The sequence below is a fragment of the Candidatus Oleimmundimicrobium sp. genome, from assembly GCF_030651595.1.
Lineage (GTDB): Bacteria > Actinomycetota > Aquicultoria > UBA3085 > Oleimmundimicrobiaceae > JAUSCH01.
Genome location: NZ_JAUSCH010000065.1, coordinates 36,913 through 50,713 on the forward strand (window position 1 = coordinate 36,913; position 13,801 = coordinate 50,713).

Annotated in this window: 12 protein-coding genes and 1 tRNA gene; all 13 read left to right on the forward strand. The window is 38.3% G+C overall.

Going from position 1 to position 13,801, the window contains the following annotated elements; all coding sequences use genetic code 11:
• Window positions 1–4 precede the first annotated feature (4 nt).
• The 13 genes from Q7U95_RS04525 to lepB all read left to right on the forward strand — a co-directional run bounded on the left by Q7U95_RS04525 (window position 5) and on the right by lepB (window position 13,345).
• Window positions 5–1,519 (forward strand): Rne/Rng family ribonuclease, encoded by a 1,515-nt coding sequence (locus tag Q7U95_RS04525; RefSeq protein WP_308752217.1) that lies wholly within the window; start codon window positions 5–7, stop codon window positions 1,517–1,519.
• Window positions 1,516–2,118 carry a 50S ribosomal protein L21 gene (rplU, locus tag Q7U95_RS04530; RefSeq protein WP_308752219.1) on the forward strand — a complete coding sequence of 201 codons (603 nt, stop codon included), beginning with the start codon at window positions 1,516–1,518 and terminating at the stop codon, window positions 2,116–2,118. The genes Q7U95_RS04525 and rplU overlap by 4 nt, the downstream gene beginning before the upstream one ends.
• Before the next feature lie 80 nt (window positions 2,119–2,198).
• A complete protein-coding gene (rpmA, locus tag Q7U95_RS04535; protein WP_308752221.1) occupies window positions 2,199–2,453 on the forward strand; it encodes a 50S ribosomal protein L27 in 255 nt (84 codons plus the stop codon).
• A gap of 102 nt (window positions 2,454–2,555) precedes the next feature.
• A complete protein-coding gene (gene obgE, locus Q7U95_RS04540; protein WP_308752223.1) occupies window positions 2,556–3,845 on the forward strand; it encodes a GTPase ObgE in 1,290 nt (429 codons plus the stop codon).
• Window positions 3,846–3,869: 24 nt separating this feature from the next.
• Window positions 3,870–4,994 (forward strand): glutamate 5-kinase, encoded by a 1,125-nt coding sequence (gene proB, locus Q7U95_RS04545; protein ID WP_308752225.1) that lies wholly within the window; start codon window positions 3,870–3,872, stop codon window positions 4,992–4,994.
• A gap of 86 nt (window positions 4,995–5,080) precedes the next feature.
• A complete protein-coding gene (locus Q7U95_RS04550) occupies window positions 5,081–6,328 on the forward strand; it encodes a glutamate-5-semialdehyde dehydrogenase (protein ID WP_308752227.1) in 1,248 nt (415 codons plus the stop codon).
• Between the two features lie 900 nt (window positions 6,329–7,228).
• On the forward strand, window positions 7,229–7,864 hold the full coding sequence (nadD, locus tag Q7U95_RS04555; RefSeq protein WP_308752229.1) for a nicotinate-nucleotide adenylyltransferase: 636 nt from the start codon (window positions 7,229–7,231) through the stop codon (window positions 7,862–7,864).
• Between the two features lie 6 nt (window positions 7,865–7,870).
• Window positions 7,871–8,455, forward strand: a complete 585-nt coding sequence (gene yqeK, locus Q7U95_RS04560; protein WP_308752231.1) for a bis(5'-nucleosyl)-tetraphosphatase (symmetrical) YqeK — start codon at window positions 7,871–7,873, stop codon at window positions 8,453–8,455.
• Window positions 8,419–9,489: a LytR C-terminal domain-containing protein gene (locus Q7U95_RS04565; RefSeq protein ID WP_308752233.1), complete on the forward strand. Its 1,071-nt coding sequence runs from the start codon at window positions 8,419–8,421 to the stop codon at window positions 9,487–9,489. The genes yqeK and Q7U95_RS04565 overlap by 37 nt, the downstream gene beginning before the upstream one ends.
• Window positions 9,490–9,502: 13 nt before the next feature.
• Complete coding sequence (rsfS, locus tag Q7U95_RS04570; RefSeq protein WP_308752235.1) at window positions 9,503–9,877, forward strand: ribosome silencing factor; 375 nt, start codon at window positions 9,503–9,505, stop codon at window positions 9,875–9,877.
• Window positions 9,878–10,097: 220 nt separating this feature from the next.
• Window positions 10,098–10,172 (forward strand) — tRNA-Ala (locus Q7U95_RS04575).
• A gap of 105 nt (window positions 10,173–10,277) precedes the next feature.
• Window positions 10,278–12,764: a leucine--tRNA ligase gene (gene leuS / locus Q7U95_RS04580; protein ID WP_308752237.1), complete on the forward strand. Its 2,487-nt coding sequence runs from the start codon at window positions 10,278–10,280 to the stop codon at window positions 12,762–12,764.
• Window positions 12,764–13,345 carry a signal peptidase I gene (lepB, locus tag Q7U95_RS04585; RefSeq protein WP_308752239.1) on the forward strand — a complete coding sequence of 194 codons (582 nt, stop codon included), beginning with the start codon at window positions 12,764–12,766 and terminating at the stop codon, window positions 13,343–13,345. The genes leuS and lepB overlap by 1 nt, the downstream gene beginning before the upstream one ends.
• Window positions 13,346–13,801: the final 456 nt, after the last annotated feature.

The following is a 13,801-nucleotide window of genomic DNA, read 5'->3' on the forward strand; positions in this document are numbered from 1 at the left end:
TTTAATGGATGCAGAAATTAAAGAAATGATGATTAGCGCGGACGAGGATGAGGTTCGTGTGGCAATTGTTGAAGATTCAAAACTTGCTGAAATTTATATTGAGCGAATTGATACTCATTCTATTGTTGGAAATGTTTATTTAGGTAAAGTAAAAGATGTTTTACCTGGGATGGAAGCCTCTTTTATTGATATCGGGCTAAGAAAAAACGCTTTTTTATATGTAGATGAAGTTCTTTTTTCTGAAGAAGAAATGGAGTCTACTACTCCTTTAAAAATTCAACATATGCTTAAAAAAGGTCAAGATGTTTTAATCCAAGTGACACGAGAACCCATGGGAACTAAGGGGGCAAGAGTTACAACTTTTATTAGTCTGGCGGGTAAATACCTTGTCTTAATGCCTTACGGCGATGTGCTTGGAGTTTCAAAGCGTCTTCCCGAAGAAGAAAAGAAGAAATTGAAGGAGTTTGGAAAGAAGATTAAACCGAAAAATATGGGGTTGATTATAAGAACCGCAGCCGAGGGAGCCAAGCTTGATGATTTAAAGAAAGATTTGAACTATTTAAAACGAGCATGGAATATGATTAAAACAAAGGCCGACCGGAGCAAATCACCTAACTTGATTTATTCTGAAGAAGAACTTGCCTTAAAAATGGTAAGGGATGTATTTGCTTCAGATTTTCAGCGTCTAATTATCGATTGTCCGCAAAGATATAAAAAGATAATGAGTTATTTAAAAAAAACAAACCCGGAGTTTAGGAGTAAGGTCCAGCTATATAAGGACAGTATGCCTCTTTTTGATAAATTTAATATTAACTCTCAAATTGAAAGTTCATTAAATAGAAAAGTTTGGCTTCGTTCAGGAGGCCATATAAGCATTGATCCAACAGAAGCTCTTACAGCGATTGATGTTAATACAGGAAAATATGTTGGCAAAACAAGTTTGGGAGAGACGATATTTAAAACAAATCTTGAGGCGGCTGATGAAGTTGCTCGTCAAATTCGTCTCAGAGATATAGGCGGCATTGTTGTTATCGATTTTATAGATATGATTGATCCGCGGCATAGAAAAAAGCTGTTTCAAGCATTTAACAACGCTCTTGCTTGTGATAGAACAAAGAGCAAAGTTGTTGAGATATCCAAATTAGGTTTAGCTGAAATGACGAGGAAGAATGTTTCAGAAGGAATAATGGATATTTTGTATGAAACTTGTTCTTGCTGTAAGGGTACGGGCAAAATTCCTTCAAAAGAAACTATTTTTATAAATCTTAAAAGAAAATTATATGCGTTTTGCGTTTCGAATCCCGAAAGAGCTTTTTTATTTAAAATACATCCCGATGTGGCTGATTTTGTGATTGGCAAAAATCAGGAAAAATTACAGAAATTGCAAAAGCGGGCAAGGAAGATAGTATATATTGTTGAGGATTCAAGTGTTCCAAGTGGTGATTTTGAATTGGTTGTAAAGGGCTCCAGAACAGACGTAAGGAAAATTTATATAAATTTAATGAAAACCATTGATTGACATGGAAAGATTCGTGCGATATTATTACTTCTTGTGTAAATATAAAGGGGGAGTTGGCTCTGTACGCGTTAATTAAATTTGGAGGAAAACAGTATAAGGTTGTAGCGGGGGAAGTTGTATTGCTAGAAAAGGTTGATGGAAATGTTGGCGATTCAATTGAACTCAAAGATATAATTTTTGTGGCAGACGAAGACAAGAAGATGGTGGAATCAAGCGACTTGTCAAAAGCTAATGTCAAAGGCACCATCGTTGAGCAAGCAAAAGGAAACAAGGTAATCATTTATAAACACAAAGCTAAAAAAGGTTACCGACGGAAAAGAGGCCATCGCCAACTTTTAACTAAAGTAATGATTGATGAGATTTCAATTGGCGAGAAGAAATCTAAAGCTCCCGAAAGAGCAAAGATAGTTACAAAAAAAGAAGTAAAAGTGCCAACAATTAAAAAGGCACCAACAAAAGCGGTAAAAAAAGTTGTGGCTAAACCAGCCAAGAAAACGGCGGTTAAGTCGTCAACAAAAAAGACAACTAAAAAATCTTCGGTTTCAAAAAAGAGCTCGACAAGTAAATCAAAAACTGCGAGCAAACCAAAGTCTAAATAGATTATCTGAAATGCTTTTTTTTGACAAGAGGTTGTATTTTTTGTTAAAATTTTTAAAGAAATTTTTTGGAGGAAATTTAAATGGCTCATAAAAAGGGATTAGGAAGTAGTCGAAACGGAAGAGATAGTAACGCGCAAAGATTAGGCATAAAGAGATTTGGCGGGGAGACTGTTACAGCTGGAAGCATTCTTGTTAGGCAAAGAGGAACTAAGTTTAAACCCGGTTTAAATGTGGGTCGGGGTTGTGACGACACTCTTTTTGCAAAAATTGATGGTACGGTTAAGTTTTATAAGAGTAAAAGTGGCAAGAAAATAGACATTATAGCCAATGTTTAACAATGGATGAAAAAGTGAAACTTAAAATTTGTTTTTAAGAGGTTCTGATCTTTAATTTTCAGGTCAGAACTTTTTTTATTATAATGATAGTTGGTGATTTGTATGTTTATCGATGAAGCAAAGATATTTGTTAAAAGTGGTGACGGTGGAAACGGTTGCATGAGTTTTCATCGCGAAAAATATAAGCCCAAAGGGAAACCGGATGGTGGTGATGCCGGCTCGGGCGGAAACGTGATATTGGAGGTCAATGAGGGTCTTAGAACCTTGATGGATTTTCATTATAAACGTCACTTTACGGCAAAAAAAGGAGAACACGGTCAAGGAAACAATAAGCATGGGGCAAATGGCGCCGATATTGTTCTTCGAGTCCCTCCGGGGACCGTTGTGAAAAATTTAAATGGTGAAATCATCTTTGATCTTATCAAAAAAGGTCAAAAAGTAGTTGTTGCTCATGGAGGAAGAGGAGGCAGAGGAAATACGCATTTTGTAACGTCTACTCGAAAATTACCCAGATTTGCCGAGAAAGGGGAAAAAGGCGAAGAAAGTTGGATATTGCTTGAGCTTAAATTGCTTGCTGATGTTGGTTTAATTGGTTATCCAAATGTCGGGAAATCTACGTTGATAAGTCGTATTTCGGCTGCCAAACCAAAGATAGCAAATTACCCCTTTACAACTAAGGTTCCCAACTTAGGTGTTGTAAGCCTTCCAGAGCATAAAAGTTTTGTTGTTGCCGACATACCCGGTTTAATTGAAGGAGCGCACGAGGGGGCTGGTTTGGGGCATGCTTTTTTGCGTCATGTATCTCGGACTGCAATCTTAGTGCACGTTGTTGATCTTGCTCAAGTTGAAGGTAGGGATTTTGAAGACGATTTTGAAAAGGTAAATAAGGAACTTTATCTATATAATTCTGAACTTGCAAGACGACCGCAAATTATAGCCGGCAATAAGATAGATATTGAGCAAGGTAGGGAAAACTTAAAAAAAGCTATTAAGTATTTTAAGAAACGTGATTATCCTTTTTTCCCAATCTCTGCGGTAACGGGCGAAGGGTTGGACGGGCTTCTTTGGGAAGTTGAAAAAATATTGCAGGAGTCTGAACATGTCTTGGAAATTAAAGAACAAAAAACTCACAAAGTCTTTTCCTTCAACAAGAAACAAAACGATAAAGAATTTACAATTTTAAAAAAAGATGATGTTTTTTTAGTAAAAGGCAAGTTGATTGAGCGGATAGTGGCCATGACGGATTTTGACAACGAAGAGGCAGTAAGTTACCTTCAAGATAGGATTAATAAAATAGGGCTTGAGAAAAAGCTAATTCAAGCCGGGGTACGTGACGGCGATGTTGTAATGATTGGCTCTGTTACGTTTGACTTTCATCCTCTGGAGACTTAAATTAGTTGCGTTGAGGAGAAAAGAATGGAAAGAAAACATCTTAGTGGTAGAAAAAAAATTGTTGTTAAGATAGGCACTAGTTTGATTACGACCTCTTCCGGCCGATTGAATTCTAAACAGATGGAGAGTCTGGTGAATCAAGTGGCCATGTTGAGAAAGCAAGGCCACTTGATTCTTGTTGTAACTTCTGGGGCGATTGCGGCGGGCATTGAATGCTTGGGATTAAAATCTCGGCCAAAAGAAATTCCCAAACTTCAAGCAGCTGCTTCGGTTGGGCAAGGATTGTTGGTTGAGCGCTATGCTAATCTTTTCAATAAATATAATCTTAAAGTTGGGCAAGTTTTAGTAACTCAATTTGATGTTACCCATCGTCAACAATATTTAAACACTCGAAACACCCTCAATAAGCTCTTTGAGTTGGGAGTCGTCCCGGTTGTAAACGAGAACGATACCACGGCGATTGATGAGATAAAATTTGGTGACAACGATACATTGGCGGCGTTGGTAGCGAGTTTAATCAAAGCCGATCTTTTAATTTTGCTTTCTGATATCGAGGGTCTTTATACGGCTGATCCTCGTTTGCGCAAAGACGCGAAACTTGTTTGTGAGGTGGAGGATATAACCTCAGAGGTAGAATCTTTAGCTGGTGGCGTGGGGACTAAGTTTGGTTCAGGCGGCATGATAACGAAGATTCAAGCCGGCAAGATTGCCACATTTTCCGGTGTTTGTATGATTATAGCGGATGGAAGAAAACCTAACGTTGTTCTTGATATAGTTGACGGCCGGCCTGTGGGGACCGTTTTTCTTCCTAAAAAGAAAAAGGTTTCAAGCAAAAAACTCTGGATAGCATTTGGGCACACATCTAAAGGGAAAATTAAGATAGACAATGGCGCGAAGAAAGCCATTATTGAAGGAGGAAAGAGCTTACTTCCCGCGGGAACAATAGATTGTTTTGGAAAATTTAGCGTTGGAGATTCAGTTGATATTGTAGATTTAAATGGTGAGATTTTTGCGAAAGGACTTACAAACTTTAGTTCTGACGAAATTAAAAAAATTAAAGGTTTAAGAAGAGGTGAAGTTGTTAAAAAACTTTCCGAGGAAGCAAGTGAAGAGATAATTCACAGAGATTGTTTGGTAGTTTTAAAGTAGAAAGTTAAAAATGGAAAGTTTAATATAGGAACTTAAGTTAGTCTAATAATTTTGTTGCTAAAATAAGATTATTTTGGAGGAAAAATATGAGTGAAGTTTTAGAGCTAGGGAAGAAAGCCAAGAAAGCATCGGTAAAGCTTGCAAACATTTCTACTGAGATAAAAAATCGTGCTTTGCGTGCAATGGCGGATGCTTTAATTACAAATACCAAGGAAATTATTGAAATCAACAAAAAAGATTTAGAAGAAGGCAAAAAAAGAAACTTTACCAAGGCGTTAATTGATAGATTGCTTTTAAACGAAGCTCGTATAGAAGATATGGCGAAGGGGCTTAGAGAGGTAGCTTTCTTAAAAGATCCGGTTGGTGAAATAATAAAAGGTTGGAAGTTGCCAAATGAGCTTGAGATATTGCAGGTCAGAGTTCCCTTAGGTGTAATTGGAATAATTTACGAAGCGAGGCCAAACGTAACTGTTGACGCGGCGGGACTTTGCGTTAAATCAGGCAATGCAGTTATCTTGCGCGGTGGTTCAGTAGCTATAAATTCAAACCTTATTTTAACTAATATCCTTGCAGATGCGGGAGTTAAAGAAGGGCTTCCCGAAAATAGTATCCAATCTGTTTTAACTACGGACAGGGCCGCTGTTACTGAATTAATGAAGATGCACGACTACGTTGATGTTTTAATCCCCAGAGGGGGAGCATCTTTAATTCAATCCGTGATTGAAAATTCAACCGTTCCGGTAATAAAAACCGGCCTTGGTAATTGTCATATATATGTAGATAAGTTGGCAAATTTAAGCATGGCTGAAAAAATTGTGATAAATGCAAAATGTCAGCGTCCCGGTGTTTGCAACGCGGCCGAAACTTTGCTTGTCCACAAAGATGTAGCTAAAATTTTTCTTCCTAAAATTTTAAAAGAACTTCAGGAAAGGAATGTTGAAGTTTTTGGTTGTCCCGTTACATGTTCTGTTTATCCCGGAGTGAATAAAGCAACCGAGGAAGATTGGAAAACCGAATATTTAGATTTAAAGATGGCTGTTAAAGTGATGGAATCTTTAGATGAGGCAATCTTGCATATTCAAAAATACGGGACCAATCATTCCGAAGCTATAGTAACCGAGGATTATTCCGCGGCAAAGAGATTTACGGAAGAGGTTGATGCTGCCGCGGTTTACGTTAATGCCTCAACACGATTTACTGATGGAGGAGAGTATGGTTTGGGGGCTGAAGTGGGAATAAGTACTCAAAAACTCCACGCCAGGGGTCCAATGGGATTGCAAGCTTTAACCTCTACGAAATATGTGGTCTATGGCGAAGGGCAGGTTCGTTCTTGAGTTTGCAGATGTTTGCCCGCCGCCAGCCAGCCATTGGCTGGCTGGCGGCGGGCATATAATTAATGCTTAAACCACTGATTTGCTTGGCCTGCTTGTCGGTAGGCACGGTGTATACGTTTTAAAGTGAAGTAATTTTTTAGATAATTTTTATTTGTTCATTTTCTTACTCGCCTGAGAAAACGAACCAAAAGAAGGGCGGCCGATCATTTTTTTTAACGGCTTAAAAATTTACGGCTTGCTTGGGCGCCTGCAGAACTCGCTCCGATAATATCGGGGCTCAAACAGCTTCGGCGCTTGTTCCAAGCAAATCTATTTTTAAGCCTAAAAATGATATGGCAGATGGCAGATGAAAAATAAAAGGGTAAGGATTAAGGAGAAGTTAAGTGGAGATTAAGCGGTGATTAAGTTGTAATTAAATAGAAACTGGGAAGAGATTATGTGGAAATTAAATAGAAATTAAGTGGTAATTGGGGAGATTAAATAGAAATTAGGCGGTAATTTCAATTAGTCTCAGTGAATTTCAATATCAGCACTCAGTAAAAATTAAATAGAGAGATTAGGTAGAGATTGATAAAAAGGTTAAAGGGAACGGGTAAAGTTAATTTTTAGCTCCCAGCCGCCAGCCTTCAGGGGAAATATTCTCCCTCCCTTGATGGGAGGGGATTAAGGGGAGGGTGAAGGTGTTTTGTCTTTAACATCTTACATTTTTCTATACCGTGCCTACCGGCAGGCAGGTAATTTTTATTTTTTCGTTTTTATTTATTAATTTAACTAGCCATCGAGGCCGCCCGGTACGAGCCAGTACCTGGTAAGGCTGTGCTATCAGGCAGATAATCTATAAAAGAAGATTTTTTTTGGTGAGAGAGAACGGTTATAGTAAAATTATTTTAGGTGATTGCATTGACACAAAAAAAATCAATTAAGATTGGCATAATGGGGGGCACGTTTGACCCCATCCATAATGGTCATTTAGTTACAGCTGAAGAAGCCTTAGTTCAATTTAAACTGGATAAGGTGATTTTTGTACCCGCCGGGCAACCTCCTCATAAAGAAGTAAGAAAATCCTTAGATTCGGTTGAACGTTATCTTATGACGGTTATTGCAACAGCTTCAAATCCTGATTTTGAAGTATCAAAAATCGAGATTGATAAAGAAGGCCCCTCATATACGATAGATACGGTTCGAGAATTTAGGGAGATTTATGGGGATGAAGCGGAAATATATTTTATTACCGGAGCTGATGCAATACTTGAGATTATTACTTGGCGAGATGCGAAAAAACTCGCTAAAATGTGCAAATTTATTGCTGCAACTCGACCGGGATATTGTCTGAAAAAATTTAAAGAACTACATGTTATTCCCAATGAAAACAAAGAGCCTGAACCCGGAAAACTGAAAGTTTATATAATGGAAATACCGGCTCTTGCTATTTCTTCAACTGATATCAGGCATCGCGTTTTACATGGTTATTCAATAAAGTATCTTATGCCTGAGGGTGTTGCAAATTATGTCCTTAAACGTAAATTTTATAGGTGATTTTATTTGAGGTATAGCGAAGAAAAAATTTTAAATTTGCTTTCTGAGTGGTTGGATGAAAAGCTTTTTGCCCATAGCTTGAGAGTTAGAAATACGGCTAAAGAAATGGCTCAAAAGTTTGGGGTTGATGTTAAAAAAGCGGCTTTGGCCGGGTTACTTCATGACTACGGAAAGGGCATAAAAAAGACTGATATAATTTTTGAAGCAAAAAAACTTGGTCTTTCCATAAATAGTGCTGAAGAATATGATCCATATTTACTTCATGCCCCAGTTGGAGCAAGGTTAATCTTTTCTCAATTAGGAATTAAAGATACAGATGTTATGCAGGCGGTAAGCCGGCACACCGTAGGAGAGCCGTTTATGTCGAAGCTAGATATGATAGTATATATAGCTGACATGATTGAGCCGACTCGTTCTTTCCCTGGCTTGGAGGAGATTAGAAACCTTGAAGGGAAGCAGCTGATTGAAGTTTTTGAGTTGGCTTATGCTCATACTCTTCATTATTTAATAAGAAATAAAAAATTAATTCACCCTAAATCATTCGAGGTTTGGAATTGGATTCAACTATCAAAAGAAAAAGAGATATATTAAAAAAAGATTCAAGAGCATATAAAAGGCGAGAAAGAAAGAGAAAGAACAGACGCTTAATTATGCTTATTATTGGTGCTTCATTAATCGCCTTTTTGCTTATTTCGGGAATTAGTTCTTTTTTCTTTAAAAACAGAAATGCCGATAATCTTACTACCTCAAACTCGTCAACTACTACTTCAAACAAGAATGATAAGGTGGACGCGTCTTCCTTAAAACCTGAGCTCGGGGATACGGTTATTTTTTTGGTAATGGGTGTGCAGAAAGAGGGAGACAAAGAGACAGTTGCTGAAACACTGGCGTTATTTTGTGATTTAAAAGAGGGAATTATAAACGGGATATCTGTTCCAAAAGATGTCATCATTGAGATTCCGGGATTGGGTTTTGAGAAAGTCAGTGAGATGCTTTCTCTTAAAAAAGATTCCACGGCGATATCTGCCATTCAAAATCTTTTTGGGGTTGAGTTTCATGGTTATACAAAAATGAACCTCTTTGACCTGAAAGGAATCATGGATAAGAACGATTTTGAAAAAGTGTTCAATAATGCGATAAGTTCGGATATTCCAACAGAACACCAAAAAACAATATCATCGGTAATTGCTTTAATGGATCACAAAGAGGATATAAATATTTTATCTCTTCCGGTAAAAAGCCACGCAGTTGGCCAGGAAATATACTATGAACCCGATAAAAAAGAGTTAGAAGGATTGCTTGCGCGTATTTGGGGAGTGAAAGTTGAAAAAGTCGAAAAAGCAAGGGTTATGGTTTTAAACGGATGCGGTGTTCCCGGAGTGGCGGGCGAGGTTGCAAGCAAATTAATAAATATGGGGTATCAAGTAGTAGGCACAAAAAATGCGGATAATTTTAAATATGAAGAAACCCAATTACTGGTTTATGGCGACAACGAGGATATCGCCAACAATATAAAAGAAACATTGGGAGTTGGCACAATTATCATCCGAACTATTAATCAAGACGTAACTGATATTGTTGTGGTTGTCGGGAGGGATTATAATTCTAACGAAGAAGAAAATTAAAAGAGGCGGTTGTTTGTTAGATTCTAAAGAAATTGCCAGGATAGCTGCAAGAACGGCGGTTGACAAAAAAGCTGAAAACATTATTATTTTAAACTTAAGCAATTTACTGGGAATTGTTGATTATTTTGTAATTTGTGAAGGCAAAAATGACCGGCAGGTTGATTACATTTCAGAATTTATTAAAGAAAAATTGAGAGAAAATGGAGTTAAGCCGTACGGTGTTGAAGGAGACGGTAGAGCGGGATGGATTTTGTTAGATTATGGCAACGTGGTTATTCATGTGTTCACAAGCGAAGCGAGGCAATACTATCAAATTGAGCGTCTTTGGAAAGATGCCCCACATCTTGAATGGGAAGAAGTTTTAAAGCAAAAAGCAAACGCAGAATAACGTTGACTTTATTAAGCCGCATTTTATATAATAATTTGGAAATTAAATAAGTGGCTTTAAAGAGAAATAGTAGGCCTTAAACAGGAACTTAGAGAGCTGGAATGGCGAAAATCAGTATCTGACCGGGTTGAATTCACCTTGGAGCTCGAATTCGAAAGTTATTTTTTTATTAAGCTTCGCGTTTGGTGAGCGTTAAATCACCAAAAGAGAGCGAAATTTTGGGGATGTAGCTCAGTGGGAGAGCGCCTCCTTGGCGTGGAGGAGGTCGAGGGTTCAATCCCCTCCATCTCCACCAAGTAAAAATCGGCAAGTGTGCCCCGTGGTTGCGAAGCAATTTTACGGGGCTTCTTTGTTAGTATTATAATTATTAGTTTATCTACTTTGTGGATGGTGGTAGTTTATGCCAGTTTTTTTTGGAGGTACTGTGGGAAAATATGATTTTGCGAAGATTGAAGAAAAATGGCAAAAGAAATGGGAAGAATCAAAGATATATGAAGTTTCAGAAGACCCATCATTAACTAAAAAATATATCCTTGAAATGTTTCCATATCCTTCGGGAAATATTCATATGGGCCACGTGAGAAATTACTCCATAGGCGATGTGCTGGCTCGCTATAACAGGATGAAGGGTTACAATGTTCTTCATCCAATTGGTTATGATGCTTTTGGTATGCCGGCCGAAAATGCGGCAATAGCTCATGGAATTCATCCCAAAAATTGGACTTTTAAAAATATCAAGACTATGCGAACTCAATTAAGAGGTTTGGGCTTAAGCTATAACTGGGATCGTGAAATCATAACTTGCGAGCCAAAATATTATAAATGGGGCCAGTGGCTATTTTTGCAGTTTTACAAGAGAGGTTTGGTCTATCGTAAAAAAGCTAAAGTAAACTGGTGTAGCTCATGTGAAACGGTTCTTGCCAACGAACAGGTTGAAGGAGGAAACTGCTGGAGATGTGGTACTCTGGTCGAGCCACGAGAACTTACCCAGTGGTTCTTTAAAATAACTGACTACGCTGAAGAATTATTAAATGACCTTAACAAGCTTTCTGGTTGGCCTGAACAGGTAAAGATTATGCAGAAAAACTGGATTGGCCGAAGCGAGGGAGCTTGGGTTAAATTTTCACTCAAAGACGGCAAGACCATTACCGTGTTTACAACTCGTCCTGATACTCTTTTTGGCTGCACCTTCTTTTTGCTTGCACCGGAACATCCACTTGTTGACGAGCTCATCAAAGGGACTTCTTATGAAGATGAAGTTATTAAATTTAGAGAAAAAGTTGCAAGAAAAACTGAGATTGACAGAACATCAGCTGAAATTGAAAAGAACGGCTGCTTTACCGGCGCCCATATCATAAATCCCGTAAATGACCGAAAGATACCGATTTGGGTTGCCGATTACGTTTTAATGGAGTATGGAACCGGAGCGGTGATGGCGGTTCCTGCTCATGATGAAAGGGATTTTGCTTTTGCCAAGAAATACAACCTTCCAATAGAGCCGGTTATTCAACCGGCAGGTAAAGATTTTAGCGCTGGGCTCAATGAAGCATATACCGGCGAGGGAATAATGATAAATTCCGGTCAGTTTACCGGAATGGTTAACAAAGAAGGGATTAAAGCTGTAACTAAGTGGTTGAAGGAGCAAGATAAGGGCGATTTTGCAGTTAATTACCGTTTAAGGGATTGGTTAATTTCTCGTCAGCGTTATTGGGGAAATCCAATTCCCATGATTTATTGTGATAAATGTGGCGCGGTTCCTGTTCCCGAAGAAGATTTGCCGGTGGTACTTCCGGATGATGTGGAGATTACCGAAAAAGGCGGCTCCCATTTAGCTAAAAACGAGGCCTTTATGAATACAACTTGTCCAAAATGTTCCGGGTCTGCTAAAAGAGAAACTGACACCATGGATACATTTACTTGTTCTTCCTGGTACTATATTCGCTTCGCAAGCCCTCATGAAGAGAATGGTCCTTTTGATGTAAATGCGGCTAATTATTGGATGTCGGTTGACCAGTATATCGGTGGCATAGAGCATGCAATTTTACATCTTCTTTACTCTCGTTTCTTTACGAAAGTTTTAAAAGATATGGGCCTTTGTAGAGCCGAAGAGCCGTTTACTAACTTGCTTACCCAGGGGATGGTCATAAAAGACGGAGCTAAGATGTCTAAGTCTAAAGGAAATGTAGTTGATCCAAACGAGATAATTAAGATTTATGGTGCAGATACTGCCAGACTGTTCATCCTTTTTGCTTCTCCACCTAAAAAAGAGCTTGAGTGGAGCGACCAAGGGGTTCAAGGTTCTTACAGATTTTTAAACAGAGTTTGGAGAATCGTTGAGAGAAACATAGAAGCCTCAAAGAAGAATAAAAAAGTTGAAGTAGATGAAATTGACCGAGAATTTCAGAGGATAATTCACCGGACAATCAAGAAAGTCACAAATGATATTGAACGTTTCAATTTAAACACGGCTATAAGTGCCACAATGGAACTGGTAAATGCCAACCATAAATATTATGACGATAAAAACGAGGCAAATATAAATCCGGAAGTTTTAGCTGAAGCTAACGAGAAATTGTTATTGCTTTTGGCTCCCTTTGCTCCTCATATTACTGAAGAGTTATGGGAGATGATAGGGGAAACGAAAAGTATTCATCAAGCAAAATGGCCGGTTTTTGATGCCGAGCTTGCAAAAGCCGAAGAGATAGCCCTTATCGTTCAAGTTAATGGTAAGATGAGGGATAAAATAACTGTCCCGGCCGACATAGAAGAGGAAGAGATGAAAAAAATTGCCCTTTCCAGCGGCAGACTAATTCAATTTATCAAAGGGAAAGAAGTTGTTAAGGTAATAGTTGTTCCAAAAAAACTTGTTAATGTGGTTGTGAGATAATGACAGAAGGAAAAGAAGCAATTAACGAAGAGTTGTTTGAAAGCGAAGCTCCGGGTAAAGAATCAAAAAGCAGTCCCTTTTGGGCTTTTATAAAAGAGACGGTTTTTATAGTTATTGCAGCTTTTTTATTTTCATTTGTAATACGCTTATTTATTGTTGAGGCTTTTACAATTCAACAGCATTCCATGGACCCAACGCTTCATGATAGCGACCGAGTTCTTGTTAGCAAATTTATTTACCGTTTATCAGATATTGAGGATGGTGACATTATAATCCTTAAATCTCCCATGAATAAAACCGATTTTGTAAAGAGAGTTGTAGCTACTGAAGGGCAAACGATTGAAATTAAAGAAGGCGTTTTGGTAATTGATGGAAAACCAGTCGAAGAATCCTATATAAAGAACCATGATTTAAGCGGACTTGAACCAATCGAAATACCTCAGGACTACGTGTTTGTCGCCGGCGACAACCGGCCGAATAGTTATGATAGCCGCATCTTTGGGCCGATTCCTGAAGATGATGTGGTGGGGAAGGTATTTTTTATCTATTGGCCGGTGGATAGAATTGGGCTTGTAAATTAGCTTTCAACTTGTTGAAAGCTAATGGTTGTGAGCTAGTCATTGCGAGCGGAGCGCGGCAATCTCGTTTTAATCATAACGTTTGATTTTTACGTCTATTTTTTTAAAACTTAGTTTTATTAATTTATTTTTTTTGTGGGTTGTTCTTGGACTCTGGTTTGCCTCCCTATTCACTCGACTCTCTCATTGCGAAACTTTATTTCCTTCATTTTCTTACTCGTCTAAGAAAACGAAGCAAAAGAAGGACGGCCGATCATTTTTTAAACAGCTCCAAAATAACGGTTGTTCAGGCGCCTACCTGCCTGCCGGTAGGCACGGCAGAACTCGTCAGACTAAACCATATCCTTCCCTTTGGCTTTTTAAACCAAAGCTTCCAACTATGTTGTAAGGCGGATATAAGCCTGACTCAAACAGCTTCGGCTTATTTCCTGAACAACCTATTTTGAAACCTAAAAATGA